Raw genomic sequence first — 16,066 nt, forward strand, 5'->3', positions numbered from 1 at the left:
CCGCACACGCCGAACACGCACAACGACCGCACGACGATGACGACGCCTGAACAAAGAAAGAACAACCGACGCATGGGGCTCACGCTGGCCTCCATCGCGGTGATCTTCTTCATCGGTTTCATCGCCCGCATGGTCTGGTTCAGCGGTCGCTGACCGCACCGCATCGCACCCCGAACGGAAGCAACAGCATGAGCCTCGGCCAACGCATCCGCCGCGCCAACGTCCGCATGGTCGGCAAGCTGGCCGTGGTGACCTGCGGCATGTTCGCCTTCGGCTATGCGTTGGTGCCGATGTACCGCGCGATCTGCGAAATGACCGGCATCAACATCCTTGCGCTCTCCGAGCTCCAGGTGCCGGGCGGCGCCAGCGGCGCCAAGAACGTGCGCGTCCCGGACAACACGCAGGTCGACATGACCCGCACGATCAAGGTCGAGTTCGACTCCAACGTGCGCGGCGGCCTGTGGGACTTCAAGCCGGCCGAGCGCTTCATCGAAGTGCACCCGGGCCAGCTGAACACGGTGATGTACGAGTTCCAGAACACGCAGAACCGCCGCATGGCCGCGCAGGCCATCCCGAGCTACGCGCCGCAGCAGGCCGCGGCGCATTTCAACAAGCTCGAGTGCTTCTGCTTCAACCAGTACACGCTCGACGCGGGCGAGAAGAAGCAGTGGCCGGTCGCCTTCGTGATCGATCCGAAGATCTCGAAGGACGTCAAGACCATCACGCTGTCGTACACCTTCTTCGAGGTGGGCGGCAAGACGCCTCCGGCCCCGGTGGCCGCCGTTTCGCATGTTGTCGCCGATGAGCCGCGCTCGTGACCTCGCCGTTGCCGCCCGAAGCCCCGCGCCGCAAGCCCACGCTGTGGGGCACGATGAAGGCGGTGGGCTGGTCGTTCTTCGGGGTGCGCCGCAACAGCGCCTACAAGGAAGACCTGGGCAAGCTCAATCCGCTGCACGTCATCGTGGTGGCGTTTGCCGCAGTGATCGTCTTCGTGGTCGGGCTGGTGCTGCTGGTGCGGCATGTGGTCGCGACTGCCTGAGCGTTGCCTGTTGAGCCGAAGACAAAAAACCACGATCTCCAGAATCATTGAATCGAGAGAAGAAAGAAAGCCAGGAGCTGATATGAGTTCAACCACCCACGGCACCACGCCCTACTACTTCGTGCCCGGACCCTCGGCCTACCCGGTCGTGTCCGCGATCGGCTTGTTCTTCGTGATCCTCGGCGCGGGGCAATGGATCAACAGCCACCAGTGGGGCGCCTGGTCGCTGCTGCTGGGCATGGTGATCTGGCTCGGCACGCTCTTCGTGTGGTTCCGCGCTGCCGTCGGCGAGAGCGAGAGCGGCCAGTACGGCCACAAGATCGACCTCTCGTACCGCTGGAGCATGAGCTGGTTCATCTTCTCGGAAGTGATGTTCTTCGGCGCCTTCTTCACGGCGCTGTGGTGGGCCCGCACCCACGCGCTGCCGACGCTCGGCAGCCTGGACAACGCGATCCTCTGGCCCGACTTCAAGGCCGTGTGGCCCAGCGTCGCCGCCGGCGTGACCGGTTCGCCGGCCGGCATCATCGAGCCCTTCCAGACCGTCGGCCCGTTCTGGCTGCCGACCATCAACACCGCGCTGCTGCTGAGCTCGGGCGTGACGCTGACCATCGCCCACCACGCGCTGCGCGCCGACCACCGCGCCCAGTGCATCCGCTTCATGTGGCTCACCGTGCTGCTGGGCGTGATCTTCCTGGGCGTGCAGGGCTACGAGTACTTCCACCTGTACACCGAACTGAACCTCAAGCTCAGCTCGGGCACCTACGGCTCGACCTTCTTCATGCTGACCGGCTTCCACGGCCTGCACGTGTTCATCGGCATGCTGATGCTGCTGTTCATCACGCTGCGTCTGCAGAAGGGCCACTTCACCGCCGAGCGTCACTTCGGCTTCGAAGGCGCCGCCTGGTACTGGCACTTCGTGGACGTGGTCTGGCTGGGCCTGTACGTGCTGGTCTATTGGCTTTGAGCGAAGAACCTCACGGCATTCCAGAAAAAAGGCGCCGTAAGGCGCCTTTTTCATGGTTCTCGTGGAACGAGCACCATCTGTTACTTCCCGAGCGGGAGCCCGGTGGGCTGGATGTAGCCGAGTTTCCAGGCCAGCAGCATGCACAGGAACAAAAAGACCGACAGGCCGATCCGAAAGGTGAGGGCGCGGGCCATGCCGCCGCGCTTGTTCTGCCCGTCGCGACCGTCCTTCAGCATGAAGTAGAGCGCGAAAGCGAGGCTCGCGAAGATGCCCAGAAAGATCAGGGCGACGAAATATTTCATGACCCGCATTATCGGCCGCACGCCCCGTCCGCTCCAGTGACCCCCGAGCCTTCCGAGCCTCTCGTTTCCTCTGCCACGCCGCGCCGCCGCGCGGGCCGGGGCCGTTTCCTGATCGTCACGCTGGCCGCCGTGTTGGCGTTGGCCGCCACCGTGTCGCTGGGCCGCTGGCAGCTGTCGCGCGCCGCGCAGAAAGAGGCGCTGCAGGCCCGCATCGATGCGCAGAAGCTGAAAGCCCCGCTGTCGCAGGCCGAGTTCCTGGCGCTGGGCGAAGCAGCCGGTGAAATGCACCGGCCGGTGCGCCTGCGCGGCCTGTGGCTCACGGCGCAGACGGTCTACCTGGACAACCGCCAGATGCACGGCACGCCGGGCTTCTACGTGCTGACGCCGTTCGCGCTCGAAGGCAGCGAGCAGGCCGTGATGGTCCAGCGCGGCTGGGTGCAGCGCAATTTCGTCGACCGCACGCAACTCGGCGTGGTCGAGACGCCGCCCGGCATCGTCGAACTCACGGCGTTGATCGAGCCGCCGCCCAGCCATCTGTTCGAACTCGGCGCAAAGGCTGCGGCTGCACCGGCGCCCGCGGCATCGGCCACCGCACCGGCCCCCGTGGCGTCAGGCCCCACCGCTCCGGCACCGGGCATTCAGGGGTCTTCCCCCATCCGGCAAAATCTCGACCTGGAGGCATTCCGCGGCGAGACCCAGCTGCCGCTGCGCACCGACGTGTCGCTGCAGCAGAGCGGGCCGGCGTCCGAGGGCCTGCAGCGCGACTGGCCGGCCCCGGCGTTGGGCCTGGAGAGGCACTACGGTTACGCATTCCAGTGGTTCGGCCTGTCGGCCCTCGTTGTCATCCTCTATGTCTGGTTCCAATTCATCTCCCCCTTCCGGCGCGCGCGGCGCCGCGCACGCGATGGCCGCGGCCTCTGACGAGCCGCTGGGCCTGACCGTGCACTCGATGCCGTCGCCGGGCCAGGCGCTGGACGAGGCCGAGAACCGTCGCACCGTCCACGGGCGCTGGAAGATGATCGCCGTGCTGCTGATGTGCGCAGCACCCGTGATCGCCTCGTACTTCACCTACTACGTGATCCGCCCCGAGGGCCGCAGCGTGTACGGCGAGCTGATCGATCCGCAGCGCGAGATGCCCCGCCTCACGGCAACCGACCGCAGTGGCGCGCCGGTCGAGCTGGCCACGCTCAAGGGCCAGTGGCTGCTGGTGGCGGTGGCCGACGCCGCCTGCGATGCGCTGTGCGAGCAGCAGCTGTACCTGCAGCGCCAGCTGCGCGAGAGCCTGGGCCGCGAAAAAGATCGCCTGGACCGCGTCTGGCTCGTGAGCGACGCGGCGCCCGTGCCCGAGCGCCTGACCAACGGCCTGCACGGCGCGACCGTGCTGCGCGTGCCGGCCGACCAGTTGGCACGCTGGCTCGCGCCCGTGCAAGGGCACGCGCTGTCCGAGCACCTCTACGTGGTTGATCCGATGGGCAACTGGATGATGCGTTTCCCGGCCCGTATGGACGCCGCCGGCGCGAGCCGCGCCAAGCGCGACATCGACCGCCTGCTGCGCGCCTCGTCGTCGTGGGACGAAGCGGGCCGCTGAGCCCGCGCGAACAACCACCGCCTCATGGACACGAGCTCCCTCTACGACCTCACGCCGATCGCCTGGATGATGGGCGCCGGCGTGCTGCTCGCGCTCGGACCGCTGGTCTGGGTGTGGCGCCGCAATGCCGGCTCCGGCCCCGCGCGGCGGCTGCATGCGCTGACCGTGCTCACGCTGTTCCTCACCTTCGACCTGACGCTGTTCGGCGCCTTCACGCGGCTCACCGATTCGGGCCTGGGCTGCCCCGACTGGCCCGGCTGCTACGGCAACGCCAGCCCGGCCGGCGCGCGCCACGAGATCGCGATGGCGCAGGCGGCCCAGCCGACCGGCCCGGTGACGCACAGCAAGGCCTGGATCGAGATGGTCCATCGCTACCTCGCGACCGGCGTCGGGGTGCTGATCCTCACGCTGGCCGGCGCGACCTGGATCGTGCGCCGCCGCCAGCGGCGCCAGCCCGCGCCGCCGGTCGACAGCGCGCACCACCACGTCGTGCTCAGTGCCTGGTGGCCCGCGGCCACGCTGGTCTGGGTCTGCCTGCAGGGCGCCTTCGGCGCCATGACCGTCACCTGGAAGCTATTCCCCGCCATCGTCACGATGCACCTGATGGGCGCCATCGTGCTGCTCGCGCTGCTGTGCATCCAGGCCGTGCGCTACCGCCAGGTGGCGGCGCAGCGCCTGCCCACGGCCGTGTCGCCAGCCCTGCGCAACGGGCTGATCGCCACGGCGGTGCTGCTGGTGCTGCAGATCGCGCTTGGCGGCTGGGTCAGCACCAATTACGCGGTGCTGGCCTGCACGCAGTTCCCGACCTGCCAGGACAGCTGGTGGCCGCCGATGAACTTCGCGCAGGGCTTCGAGATCTGGCGCCATCTCGGCGTGACCGGCGACGGCCAGCCGCTCGACTTTTCCGCGCTCACCGCCATCCACTACGCACACCGCCTCATGGCGTACGCCGTGTTCGTGGCGCTCGGCCTGCTGGCCTGGCGCCTGCGCCGCCTCGAGGCGCTGCGCGCGCAGGCGCACTGGCTGGCCGGCCTGGCGCTGCTGCAGCTGGCCACCGGCCTGGGCAATGTGCTGCTGGGCTGGCCGCTGGCCGCCGCCGTGCTCCACACCGGCGGCGCCGCGGCGTTGGCCGTGGTCCTGACCTGGGTGCTGTGCGAGAGCCGGCGCGAAAGCGCCGCCGCTGCACCGATTCCGCGCGCCGTCGACAATGCGCGCGGCACCCCCCAACCGAAGAAAGCCACCGCGTGAGCACCCCGATTCCTGTTCAGCACGCCAGCACCGCCAACGTGCTGCGCCAGTTCTACGCGCTCACCAAGCCGCGCGTGGTGCAGCTGATCGTGTTCTGCGCGCTCATCGGCATGGTGCTGGCCGTGCCCGGCCTGCCGTCGTGGGCCGACGTGCAGCGCGGCGTGCTGGCTTGCATCGGCATCTGGCTCGTGGCCGGTGCGGCCGCCGCATTCAACTGCCTGGTCGAGAAGGGCATCGACGCCAAGATGAAGCGCACCGCCTGGCGCCCCACGGCGCGCGGGCAGCTCAGCGACATGCAGGCGCTGGTGTTCTCGGCGCTGCTGTGCGCGGCGGGCTCGGCGCTGCTGTGGTTCACGGTCAACCCGCTGACCATGTGGCTCACGTTTGCCACCTTCGTCGGCTACGCGGTGATCTACACCGTCATCCTGAAGCCGCTGACGCCGCAGAACATCGTGATCGGCGGCGCCTCGGGCGCCATGCCGCCGGTGCTGGGCTGGTCGGCCATGACGGGCGATGTCGGTCCCGAGGCTCTGATCCTGTTCCTCATCATCTTCCTGTGGACCCCGCCGCACTTCTGGGCGCTGGCGCTGTACCGCGTCGAGGACTACCGCAAGGCCGGTCTGCCGATGCTGCCCGTGACGCACGGCAACGAGTTCACGCGGCTGCAGGTGCTGCTGTACACCTTCATCCTGTTCGCCGCCTGCCTGATGCCCTTCATCTACGGCATGAGCGGCTGGCTCTATCTCGTGGTCGCCATCGGCGTGAGCATCGGCTTCACCGGCTATGCCTTCGCGCTGTGGCGCAACTACTCCGACACGCTGGCGCGCAAGACCTTCCGGTTTTCGCTCATCCACCTGAGCGTGCTGTTCGCGGCGCTGCTCGTCGACCATTACCTCCGCTGACCGGACCTGACCTGCCCATGAACAAGCGCAATGCCCTGAAATCGATCGCCGCCACGGCCGGCTGGGTGGCCGCCTCGGCCACGCTGGGCCTGGGCCTCTCGGCCTGCAGCGAGCAGCCGAAGCAGAGCTTCCAGGCGGTCGACATCACGGGCGCCGACTACGCCAAAGACTTCTCGCTCACCGACGCCGACGGCAAGGTGCGCACGCTGGCCGACTTCAAGGGCAAGGCGGTGGTGCTGTTCTTCGGCTACGTGCAGTGCCCCGACGTCTGCCCGACCACCATGACCGAGATGGCACAGGTCAAGCAGCAGTTGGGCGCCGACGGCAGCAAGCTGCAGGTGCTGTTCGTCACCGTCGATCCGGCGCGCGACACGTCCGAGGTACTCAAGGCCTACATGGGCGCGTTCGACCCGAGCTTCGTGGCGCTCATTCCCACGCCCGAGCAGTTGGCCGCCGTCGCGAAGGACTTCAAGGTCTACTACAAGAAGGTCGACGGCAAGACGCCGACCAGCTACGCCATGGACCACTCGGCCGCCAGCTACATCTACGACCCGCAGGGCCGCCTGCGGCTCTACGCGCGCTACGGCGCGGGCGTGCCGGCGATGGTGTCGGACCTGAAGACGCTGCTCGCGTCCTGAGCCGGGCGCCCGGGGCATGGACGCCGCATCGGTCGCGCACCTGAAGTCGCGCAAGGGCGCGTTCCGCATCGCGCTCATCCCGCCCGAGGTGCTGGGCGCGCTGAACGGCGGGCTGCTCGAGACCGTCAACCTCAACGAATTCCTCGCGCTCGAACTGCCGCTGCTCGCGCGCAGCGTGGCGGGCCATGTCGGCCTCGATGCGGCGCACGAACGGCTGGACGACACGCTCGCCATGCTGGCCGCCTTCAAGCCCATGCAGCGCCACAGCCACATCGCGCGGGCGCTGTACGACATGACGGCCGAACACGTCGAACGCGATGCCGTGGCGCACCGGCTGGCCACGCACGCGAGCGACGTGGCGCGCTGCTGGGCGGTGCAGTGGATCACGCTGTCGGGCCTGCCGCTGGCGGCCCAGCTCGACGCCGTGCGCCGCTTTGCCGCCGACCCGCATTTCGGCGTGCGCGAGTTCGCCTGGATGGCGGTGCGCGACAGCGTCATCGATTCGCTCGACGAAGCGCTGGCGCTGCTGCAGCCCTGGGTGGCCGATGCCGATGCGAACGTGCGCCGCTTCGCCAGCGAGCTCACGCGCCCGCGCGGCGTGTGGTGCGCGCAGATCGAGACGCTGAAGACCGAGCCCTGGCTGGCGCTGCCGCTGCTGGAGCCGCTGCGTGCCGACGCGCATCGCTACGTGCAGAACTCGGTCGCCAACTGGCTCAACGACGCGAGCAAGACGCAGCCCGAGTGGGTCGAGACGCTGTGCACGCGCTGGGTGGCCGAGTCGCCGGTTGCCGAGACCCGCTACATCGCGAAGCGGGCGCTGCGCACGCTGACCAAGTCGACGCCCTGAAGCGCCCCCGAACGAAAAAAAGCCCGGCACTGCCGGGCTTTTTCGTGGAGGAGGGCGGTCGTGACGCTTACGCGTACTCGGCCAGCGCCTTCTTCATCTTCTTCATCGCCGCCACTTCGATCTGGCGGATGCGCTCGGCGCTCACGCCGTACACCGCGGCCAGGTCGTGCAGCGTCATGCCGCCCGAACCGTCGTCGTTCACCTTGAGCCAGCGCTCTTCGACGATGCGGCGGCTGCGGTCGTCCAGCGCCTCCAGGGCGGTGGCGATGCCGTCGCTCGACAGGCGGTCGCGCTGCTGCGATTCGAGCAAAGCGGTCGGTTCCTGCGTGGCGTCGGCCAGGTAGGCGATGGGGCCGAAGCCTTCGTCGCCGTCATCGGACGGACCCGGATCGAGCAGCACGTCGCCGCCCGACAGGCGGGTTTCCATCTCGAGCACTTCCTCGGGCTTCACGTTCAGGCGCGTGGCCATCTGCGAGACCTCGTCGGGGCTCAGCGTCTCGCGGTGCGTGCCGTTGTCGGCCGCGGCCGAGTCGGCCTTGAAACCCTGCTTCATCGAGCGCAGATTGAAGAACAGCTTGCGCTGGGCCTTGGTCGTCGCGACCTTGACCATGCGCCAGTTCTTCAGGATGTACTCGTGGATCTCGGCCTTGATCCAGTGCATGGCGTAGCTCACCAGCCGCACGCCCTGGTCGGGGTCGAAACGCTTCACGGCCTTCATGAGACCGACGTTGCCTTCCTGGATCAGGTCGCCGTGCGGCAGCCCGTAACCCAGGTACTGGCGGGAAATGGACACGACCAGGCGCAGGTGCGACAGGATCAGCGCACCGGCGGCTTCGAGGTCGTTCTGGTCGCGCAACTTGCGTGCGAAGCCCTGCTCTTCTTCGAGCGTGAGCAGCGGCAGGCGGTTGGCGGCCGAAATGTAGGCATCCAGGTTGCCCAGCGGGGGGACCATCGACCAGGGGTTGGCGACGGCCAGCTGGTTGGCAGAGACTCCAGACAGCATTGTCATCAGGGGAAACTCCTTTGTGGCGGTCATATTAGCACTCGGTTAGAGGGAGTGCTAAGCCAAGGGTTCCCTTGGGTTTCTATCGTTGCGATAGCTTTTGTCGCGATTTGTTGGATATTTGTATGCCGTTTGGCGTTTTTCAAGTCCTGGACGCCTGCCCCAGCAACCAGTCCTGGAACGCCAGGATGCGCGGGTCCCCAGCGCTGCCTTCCGGGTAGACCAGGTGGTAGGCGTAGCCCGCTGCCATGGGCACGCCGATGTCGAACAGCCGCACCAGCCGGCCCTGGGCGAGGTCGGCTCCGATCATGTCCAGGTCGGCCAGGCCGACCATGCCGCTCTCGGTGACGGCGCGCACCACGTCGCTCGAGTCGGCGAAGCCGATGCAGCGGCTGTCGTTGAAGCCCTCGATGCCCGCCGCGGCCATCCACATCGGCCAGTTCGGCCAGACCATGCCGTCGGTCTTCCAGTCGACGTAGCACAGCGTGTGCTGGAGCAGGTCGCGCGGCGTTGCCAGCGGGGGCCCGCTGGCGAGCAGCCTGGGGCTGCAGACCGGCACGATGACGGTGTCGAACAGCCGCTGGGCGCGCGTGCCTGGGTCTTGCCCGTTGCCGAAGCGGATCGCCACGTCGATGTCGTCGGCGTCGAAGTCCCGCAGCGCGTCGGAAATATCGAAACCCAGTTCCAGCCCCGGGTTCGCAGCGCGGAACTGCGGCAGCCGGGGCAGCAGCCAGTTGGTCGCGAAACGGGCGCTGGTCGACAGCCGCAGCGTCGCCGCCCCGCGCGCCATGCGCCGGGCGCGGCCGGCGGCGCGGCGCAGGGTGTCGAGCGCGTCGGCGGTGGCCTCGAACCACACGGCGCCGGCCGGCGTGAGGCGGATGCTGCGGCTGGTGCGCGTGAACAGCACCACGCCCAGCTGGTCCTCGATCTCCTTGATCTGGTGGCTCACGGCCGCCGGTGTCAGCCCGACTTCCTCGGCGGCCCGGGTGAAGTTCAGGTGCCGCCCGGCGGCCTCGAAGGTGCGCAGGGCACGGGTGCCGGGGAGCAGTCTGGGGTGCATCGATCTTCAAATGGTTCTTGATGATTTTCCAAAAACTATTCGTTTCTCTTGGGGAAGTCAACGCGGGATAGTTCAGGAACTTGATGATCCATCCCATCCAGGAGCCACGAAACCATGTCCGCCAGCGTCCCTTCTCCTTCTTCCTTTGTCGTGCAACGCAGCGGCCTGCCGGTGCTCGCCGCGGACCTGGCGTCGCTCGCCTTCGCCGGCCACGCCCATTTCACGGCCATGCAGGTGCGTGGCGGCCGGGTGCGGGGCCTCGACCTTCATCTGGCGCGGCTGCGCTTCGCCTCGCAGACCCTGTTCGGCCAGGCGTTGCCCGACGACACGGTGCGCGCCCACCTGCGGGCGGCGCTCGCGGCCGGCCCGGCGGACCTGTCGCTGACGGCTACCGTCTACTCCTCGGCCGGCGAGTTCACCGCGGCTGACGCGGTGCCCGAGGTGCTGGTCCGCACCGGCCCGCCTTCCAACGGCCCCGCCGGCCCGCTGACCCTGGCCGCGATCGAACACGAGCGCTTCCTGCCGGCCGTGAAGCATGTCGGTGAAGGCGCCAAGACCCAGCTGCTGCGCCAGGCCGTCGCGCAGGGCTTCGACGACGCGGCCTTTCTCGACCGGCACGGCCGGCTCGGCGAAGCGTCGATCTGGAACCTGGCCTTCTGGGACGGCGAGGCGGTGGTGTGGCCCGAGGCCGAGATCCTGGCCGGCACCACGATGGGCATCGTGCGCCGGCAGCTCGAGCGCCTCGGTGTCCCGCAGCGCAGCCAGGTGCTGCGGATGGCCGACCTGCCCGCGCTGGCCGGCGCCGTGGTCATGAACTCGTGGACGCCGGGCGTGGCGGTGCACCGCATCGGCGAGTTGGCGTTGCCGGCAGCGCCGGCTTTCGTGGAACTGCTGCACCGGGCCCATGAGGCCGAGCCGCTCGTGTCGCCCTGAAGGACGCCTCTCGCGCGCGGAAGCTGCGCGCCAGATTACCCGCTGGCTACCAGCGAATGCCGAGCTTGACGAACAGCTTCGACAGCACGAACAGCGGACCGACCCAGAGGTACTGGATGTCCTCGAAGAACGACGGCTTCTTGCCTTCCATCTTGTGGCCGACGAACTGGAAGATCCACGCCACCACGAAGATCGCCGCCGACACCGGCGCCACCGCGGTGCCCATCGCATGCACCGCCACCAGCGCCAGCACCGTGAGCGCCAGCATCGTGACGAGGAAGGCCGGCGAGCGCAGCAGGGCGTAGTACACGAGGCTGGCCGCCACGAAGGCGTAAGCCACCCACGGATGGATCGCGAACAGCAACCCGACGATGCTCAGCATGATCGCGGGAATGGCCACGAAGTGGATCAGCTCGTTGGTCGGATGGCGGTGGCTCTCCTCGTAGTGGGCGAGGAGGCGGTCGACCTTGCGCTCGCTGGTGGCGAGCGGGGCGGCGGCAGTGTGGGTCATGGTAGGTCTCCGGGGCGCCGTGCGTTGCGGCAAGACGTCCATGGTGCCCACGGCGCCGCGCCGTGGCAAGTGGCGCCAGCCCGGGTCAGGGCGCCATGACTTAGGGCACTGTCGCGCGGGGCTTGCGCCGCTAAGATCAAATCCGTGGCCTCTTTCGACTCCCCCTCCGCACCCCTGCCGCCCACCACCGACATCGGTGTGCCCGCCGGCGTGTCCGGCGCGATCCTGGTGGTGGACGACCACGACCTGCTGCGCCTGGGCGTGAGCGCACTGGTGCAGGCCCAAGCCGCCACCTCGGGCGCGCGCATCGCGGTGTTCGAGGCCGGCAACATCGCCGACGCGCTCGCGCTTTACGCGGCGAACGAGGCGGCCATCGGCCTCGTGCTGCTCGACCTCGCGCTGCCCGACACACACGGGCTCAGCGGCCTGGCCGAGTTCCGCTTGCGCTTTCCGGCGGCGCGCGTCGTGGTGCTCTCGGGCACCGCCAACAGCACGCTGGCGCAGGGCGCGCTCGCGCTCGGGGCCAGCGCCTTCCTGCCCAAGTCCGCCGACCTGAAGGAGATGGTGGGCTTCATCCGCGCCTGCGGCCTGTTCGAGGCCGACGGCACGCCGCAGCAGCCGCTGCCGCCCGCGTCGCTGCCCAAGTCGCTGTCGGGGTATGCGGAGTTCGCGCACGCCAGCGCCTGGCAGGAGCTCACGCCGCGTCAGATGCAGGTGCTGCAGTGGGTGCTCGAAGGCAAGGCGAACAAGGAGATCGCGCAACTGGCCAACCTGAGCGAGGGCACGGTGAAGAACCATGTCTCGACCATCCTGCTGCTGTTCGGCATGCGCTCGCGCGCCCAGCTGATCAGCATGCTGCGTTGAGCGGCGCCACGCTGGCGGGCCGCGGCGACGCCGCCGCCGGCCAGCTGCTGGGCCAGCGCGTGCTGCGCGAGCACGTCGGCTCGGTCTACGACACCTACGGCATCTCCACGCTGACCCACCTGGGCTTCGTGATCGTGTTCGGCTGCATCATCTACTCGCAGCTCAGCGATGCGCGCCTGCTGTTCTGGATGGCGGCGCTGGTGGCGGTCGACATCTACGTCTTCTTCACGCCGCGCTGGACGCCCGACAAGCCGGCTTCCGAGAGCCCGTACTGGGCGCGCAAGATCTCGCGCATGGTCACGCTGGTCAGCATGATCACGGCGGTGGTGCCCTGGTTCATCGTGCCGCACGAGAACCTGCCCATGACCTCGCTGCTGATGGCCGTGATCGTCGGCAGCTGCGCGCGCGCCGCGCAGTCGCTGTGGCCGCTCAAGCCCGCGCTGTTCGGCTACACGCTGCCCATGTCCCTGGGCATGATCATCGCGCTGGCCTGGCAGGGCGACGGCCTGCACCTGTTCCTGGCCGCGGCCGGCTCGGCCTACTTGATGCTTACGCTGCACGCCGGCGTGCGCCAGCACCGGCTGCTGACCGACTCGCTCATGCTGCGCTTCGAGAACGAGGCGCTGGCCGCGCGCCTGGGCGAGCAGATCGCAGCCACCGAGCGCGCCAGCGAAGAAAAGACCCGATTCCTCGGCGCCGCCAGCCACGACCTGCGCCAGCCGCTGCACGCCATCGCGCTGTTCGGCGCCGCGCTCGAGAACGAGCTGCGCGGCCGTCCCGAGAGCCGCAACGCCGAGCGCCTCATGCGCGCCGTGAACGCGCTGGGCGCGTCGCTGGACACCATGCTCGACGTGTCGCGGCTCGACGCCGGCGTCATCACGCCGTCGCCGCAGCCGGTCGAGCTCGATGCGCTGTTCCTGCCGCTCAACCACACCTTCTCGGCGCAGGCCGAGCAGAAGGAGCTGCAGCTGCGCGTGCGCGCCAGCGGCCTGTGGGTGCGCAGCGATCCGCAGCTGCTGCACCGCATGCTGTCCAACCTGATGGACAACGCCCTCAAGTACACCGTGCAAGGCGGTGTGACCGTGACGGCGCGCGACCGCGGCGACACCGTGTGGATCGAGGTGCGCGACACCGGCATCGGCATCGCGCCCGAGCAGTCGCACCGCATCTTCGAAGAGTTCTACCAGATCGATAACCCGGGCCGCGACCGTGCGCGCGGCCTGGGCATCGGCCTGTCGATCGTGCGCCGCCTGTCGCGCCTGCTGGGCCATCCGGTGCAGATGCATTCGCGCCCGGGCCGGGGCACGCACTTTCGCGTCGTGCTGCCAACCGTGCCGCCGCAGGTCAGTGCGCTCGTGGGCCCGTTTCCGGCCGGCAGTGTCGAACTGGCTGCACGTCGGCGCGCGGCCACGCTGCCTGGTCGCGTGCTGTTGATGGACGACGAACTTGAAATTCGCGAAGCCATGACCGGCCTGCTGCGCTCGCACGCGATCGATGCGCACGCCGTCGCCGACGAGGCCGCCGCAGCCGAGGCGCTGCACCAGGCCCGCGCCGAAGGCCGGCCCTTCGGCCTGCTGATGTGCGACTACCGCCTGGCCGACGGCGTCGACGGCCTCGACGTGGGCCTGCGCCTGAGTCGGCACCTGGGCACCGAGCTGCCGCTGCTGCTGATCACCGGCGAGACCTCGCCCGACCGCCTGCAGCGCGTGCGCGAGTCGGGCGTGCCCGTGCTGTTCAAGCCCGTGGCGCCCGATGCGCTGCTGCAGGCCATGGCGGGGCTCACAGCGGCGTCGTAGCGTCCCGCACACAGCTTGCGGTCGAAAGTGAATACGTTGTAGTTCATTGCGTGCCGATCGATTCGGATAGGCACACATGCAATGACTTTTGGCACTGCCGGGAACATCGGCCCCGTCGTAATTTCGGGTTTCCACGGCGTCGACGGACAGCGGTCCGCGTTGCCACCGAACAAGAATCGACAAGGGAGTGACCATGAATTTCAAACCTGCTGCAGTGGCCGCCGCGACGGCCGCGCTGCTGGCCCTGACGGCGTGCGGAGGTGGGGGCAGCGGCGGCGGTGGTGGTGGCTTCGTGTTGCCGCCGCCGGCCCCGCCGCCCGCACCGGCACCAGCCCCGGCGCCTGCACCCACACCAGCGCCGGCCCCCGCACCCGCGCCGAATCCGGGCGCGACCACTTTCCTGTACGAGGGCCTGCCGGCTGCGACCGCCACGTCGGCCTTCTTCGACAGCCTCGCGGCACAGGGCGCGCGCGGGTTCCGTTTCCTGAGCGGTTTCTCTTTCATGGCCAGCCCGACCACTGTCGATCAGGTCGATGGTTTCGTGAAGACCGTCGATGCGACCTACAGCTACGAGAAGAAGCCGCAGGCCACGTCCAACGCGGACCTGCTGAACCAGCTGAATGAAGCCGGTGCGCGGGGCTTCCAATGGGCGGGCGAGTGGAGCGTCGGTGGCGAGACCTTCTACTTCTACCAGAAGAGCAGCGCCGACACTGCCACCTACAGCTACCGTGTCGAGCTGGCGCCCAAGAGCAAGGCGGACTACCTGACGCAGGCGAACACCCAAGGCGCGAGCGGCTTTTTCAACCGGACGACCGCATTCATAACCGGAGATCCGGCGGGCACGGTCGCCGTCTATGAGAAGAGCTCGGTTGGCAACGCCACCTTCGCCTACGAGATGGGTGACATCAGCGGTGATCACGCTGGGTACCTTGCGCAATTCAACGAGCGCGGAAGCCGTGGCTTCCGTTTCCGGGGCGAACTCCTCTTTGCGGGGGGCAACGGTGTGCTCTACGCCAAGGACCTGTCGCAGTCGGCGACCTTCAACTTCTATTCGCTCGCACCGAGCACCAACACCACGGCCCTCATCCAGCAGGCGAACGCCGAAGGGGCCAAGAAGGCGGCGCTGCTCGGTCACCTGGCGCTGGGCACCAGCGAGCAGAAGGCCTACTACTTCACGCCGACCAACTGCAACGCCAGCCCGGTGTGCGGTCCGACGTCACTGTTCGGTTTCTGATTCCCGAAGAGGCACACACGCAGGGGGAAATACAAAGGGAGAAAAAAGAAAGACAGGGAGCTGACGGTCCCCGGCGCGAGTCGGGGACCGTTTTTTTTGACCGAAGCGAAAGGCGGCGAAAGCGCCGATCAGCCCAGCAGCGCCTGCGCGAACTCGCGGGCGTTGAAGGTCTCGAGGTCTTCGAGCTTTTCGCCCACGCCGATGAAGTACACCGGAATCGGCCGCTCGCGCGCAATGGCGCACAGCACGCCGCCCTTGGCGGTGCCGTCGAGCTTGGTGACGATGAGGCCCGTGAGGCCCAGCGTTTCGTCGAAGGCCCTGACTTGCGCCAGCGCGTTCTGGCCGGTGTTGCCGTCGATCACCAGCAGCACCTCGTGCGGCGCGGTGGCGTCGGCCTTGGTGACGACGCGCTTGATCTTCTTGAGCTCGTCCATCAGGTGCAGCTGTGTGGGCAGGCGGCCGGCCGTGTCGACCAGCACCACGTCCTTGCCGCGCGCCTTGCCGGCGTTCACCGCGTCGAAGCTCACGGCCGACGGGTCGCCGCCTTCGTTGCTCACGATCTCGACGGTGTTGCGGTCGGCCCAGACCAGCAGCTGCTCGCGCGCCGCCGCCCGGAAGGTGTCGGCCGCGGCCAGCAGCACCGAGGCGCCTTCGGTGGCCAGGTGCTTGGTGAGCTTGCCGATGGAGGTGGTCTTGCCCGCGCCGTTGACGCCGGCCACCATGATCACGGTGGGCGTGTACTCGCCGATGACCAGCGGCTTCTCCAGCGGCTTGAGCAGGTCGGTGACGGCGTCGGCCAGCAGGCGCTTGACCTGCGAGGCGTCGGTGGCCATCTGGCGCTTGACGCGCCCCTTCAGGTCGTCGAGCAGGAACTCGGTGGCCTTGACGCCGGTGTCGGCCATCAAGAGTGCCGATTCGAGTTCTTCATACAGCGCGTCGTCGATCTGCGCGTTGACGAACACGGCCTGGATGCCGGTGCCGGTCTTGCGCAGGCCGGTCTTGAGCTTGTCGAACCAGCTCTTGCGCTCGGTGGCGATGGGGGCCGGCTCGACGACCACGGCGACGGGTGCGGCAGGCGGTGCGGGCACGGGCGCCGGAGGGGGCGGCGGAGGCGCGATGACGGGAGCAGGCGCAGGA

At 68.4% G+C, this 16,066-nt stretch carries 19 protein-coding genes; 14 read left to right on the forward strand and 5 right to left on the reverse strand.

Annotation, left to right across the window (positions count from 1 at the left end):
* Positions 1–36: 36 nt before the first annotated feature.
* The 4 genes from AC07YS_RS20805 to AC07YS_RS20820 all read left to right on the forward strand — a co-directional run bounded on the left by AC07YS_RS20805 (position 37) and on the right by AC07YS_RS20820 (position 2,003).
* Complete coding sequence (locus tag AC07YS_RS20805; RefSeq protein ID WP_216846572.1) at positions 37–153, forward strand: cytochrome oxidase small assembly protein; 117 nt, start codon at positions 37–39, stop codon at positions 151–153.
* A gap of 35 nt (positions 154–188) precedes the next feature.
* The gene (locus tag AC07YS_RS20810; RefSeq protein ID WP_095950886.1) at positions 189–818 is read left to right on the forward strand and encodes a cytochrome c oxidase assembly protein; all 630 of its coding nucleotides are present in this window, start codon (positions 189–191) and stop codon (positions 816–818) included.
* A 53-nt stretch (positions 819–871) separates the two neighbouring features.
* A complete protein-coding gene (locus AC07YS_RS20815) occupies positions 872–1,039 on the forward strand; it encodes a DUF2970 domain-containing protein (RefSeq protein WP_099797201.1) in 168 nt (55 codons plus the stop codon).
* Positions 1,040–1,121: 82 nt separating this feature from the next.
* Positions 1,122–2,003 (forward strand): cytochrome c oxidase subunit 3, encoded by an 882-nt coding sequence (locus tag AC07YS_RS20820; RefSeq protein WP_062481365.1) that lies wholly within the window; start codon positions 1,122–1,124, stop codon positions 2,001–2,003.
* Positions 2,004–2,083: 80 nt separating this feature from the next.
* Here AC07YS_RS20820 and AC07YS_RS20825 read toward each other — a convergent pair whose 3' ends face one another.
* Positions 2,084–2,314 carry a twin transmembrane helix small protein gene (locus AC07YS_RS20825; protein WP_062481367.1) on the reverse strand — a complete coding sequence of 77 codons (231 nt, stop codon included), beginning with the start codon at positions 2,312–2,314 and terminating at the stop codon, positions 2,084–2,086.
* Positions 2,315–2,341: 27 nt separating this feature from the next.
* On the opposite strand from AC07YS_RS20825, the gene AC07YS_RS20830 reads away from it, so the two are divergent.
* Genes AC07YS_RS20830 through AC07YS_RS20855 form a run of 6 tightly spaced genes read left to right on the forward strand, consistent with a single transcriptional unit; the run spans position 2,342 to position 7,528 of the window.
* Positions 2,342–3,226, forward strand: a complete 885-nt coding sequence (locus tag AC07YS_RS20830) for an SURF1 family protein (protein WP_495269433.1) — start codon at positions 2,342–2,344, stop codon at positions 3,224–3,226.
* On the forward strand, positions 3,210–3,893 hold the full coding sequence (locus AC07YS_RS20835) for a redox-active disulfide-containing membrane protein (RefSeq protein WP_062481371.1): 684 nt from the start codon (positions 3,210–3,212) through the stop codon (positions 3,891–3,893). The genes AC07YS_RS20830 and AC07YS_RS20835 overlap by 17 nt, the downstream gene beginning before the upstream one ends.
* Positions 3,894–3,917: 24 nt before the next feature.
* Complete coding sequence (locus AC07YS_RS20840) at positions 3,918–5,141, forward strand: COX15/CtaA family protein (protein ID WP_390348757.1); 1,224 nt, start codon at positions 3,918–3,920, stop codon at positions 5,139–5,141.
* The gene (gene cyoE / locus AC07YS_RS20845) at positions 5,138–6,043 is read left to right on the forward strand and encodes a heme o synthase (protein WP_095950890.1); all 906 of its coding nucleotides are present in this window, start codon (positions 5,138–5,140) and stop codon (positions 6,041–6,043) included. Before AC07YS_RS20840 ends, cyoE begins: the two co-directional genes overlap by 4 nt.
* A 17-nt stretch (positions 6,044–6,060) precedes the next feature.
* Complete coding sequence (locus AC07YS_RS20850; protein WP_447746932.1) at positions 6,061–6,681, forward strand: SCO family protein; 621 nt, start codon at positions 6,061–6,063, stop codon at positions 6,679–6,681.
* A gap of 16 nt (positions 6,682–6,697) precedes the next feature.
* On the forward strand, positions 6,698–7,528 hold the full coding sequence (locus AC07YS_RS20855; RefSeq protein ID WP_495269434.1) for a DNA alkylation repair protein: 831 nt from the start codon (positions 6,698–6,700) through the stop codon (positions 7,526–7,528).
* Positions 7,529–7,595: 67 nt separating this feature from the next.
* On the opposite strand, the gene rpoH is transcribed toward AC07YS_RS20855, so the two are convergent.
* Both rpoH and AC07YS_RS20865 read right to left on the reverse strand, forming a co-directional pair.
* Positions 7,596–8,537, reverse strand: a complete 942-nt coding sequence (rpoH, locus tag AC07YS_RS20860) for an RNA polymerase sigma factor RpoH (RefSeq protein ID WP_495269435.1) — start codon at positions 8,535–8,537, stop codon at positions 7,596–7,598.
* A 136-nt stretch (positions 8,538–8,673) separates the two neighbouring features.
* Entirely contained in the window at positions 8,674–9,591 is a 918-nt protein-coding gene (locus AC07YS_RS20865; protein ID WP_495269436.1) for a LysR substrate-binding domain-containing protein, read from the reverse strand.
* 114 nt (positions 9,592–9,705) lie between these two features.
* Between AC07YS_RS20865 and AC07YS_RS20870 the strand changes: the two genes are divergently transcribed.
* Positions 9,706–10,524 (forward strand): aminotransferase class IV family protein, encoded by an 819-nt coding sequence (locus AC07YS_RS20870; protein WP_495269437.1) that lies wholly within the window; start codon positions 9,706–9,708, stop codon positions 10,522–10,524.
* A 46-nt stretch (positions 10,525–10,570) separates the two neighbouring features.
* On the opposite strand, the gene AC07YS_RS20875 is transcribed toward AC07YS_RS20870, so the two are convergent.
* The gene (locus AC07YS_RS20875; RefSeq protein WP_095746687.1) at positions 10,571–11,035 is read right to left on the reverse strand and encodes an Mpo1 family 2-hydroxy fatty acid dioxygenase; all 465 of its coding nucleotides are present in this window, start codon (positions 11,033–11,035) and stop codon (positions 10,571–10,573) included.
* Positions 11,036–11,179: 144 nt separating this feature from the next.
* On the opposite strand from AC07YS_RS20875, the gene AC07YS_RS20880 reads away from it, so the two are divergent.
* The 3 genes from AC07YS_RS20880 (at position 11,180) to AC07YS_RS20890 (ending at position 14,929) form a co-directional block, all read left to right on the forward strand.
* Positions 11,180–11,899 (forward strand): response regulator transcription factor, encoded by a 720-nt coding sequence (locus AC07YS_RS20880; protein ID WP_095950908.1) that lies wholly within the window; start codon positions 11,180–11,182, stop codon positions 11,897–11,899.
* A complete protein-coding gene (locus AC07YS_RS20885; protein ID WP_495269438.1) occupies positions 11,896–13,695 on the forward strand; it encodes an ATP-binding response regulator in 1,800 nt (599 codons plus the stop codon). The genes AC07YS_RS20880 and AC07YS_RS20885 overlap by 4 nt, the downstream gene beginning before the upstream one ends.
* A gap of 193 nt (positions 13,696–13,888) precedes the next feature.
* Positions 13,889–14,929 (forward strand): hypothetical protein, encoded by a 1,041-nt coding sequence (locus tag AC07YS_RS20890; RefSeq protein ID WP_159272993.1) that lies wholly within the window; start codon positions 13,889–13,891, stop codon positions 14,927–14,929.
* A 128-nt stretch (positions 14,930–15,057) separates the two neighbouring features.
* On the opposite strand, the gene ftsY is transcribed toward AC07YS_RS20890, so the two are convergent.
* The coding region (gene ftsY, locus AC07YS_RS20895; RefSeq protein WP_495273739.1) for a signal recognition particle-docking protein FtsY at positions 15,058–16,066 on the reverse strand (1,009 nt) is incomplete at its 5' end.

The organism is Variovorax sp. GW458-11-26-14-LB1 (assembly GCF_059423965.1).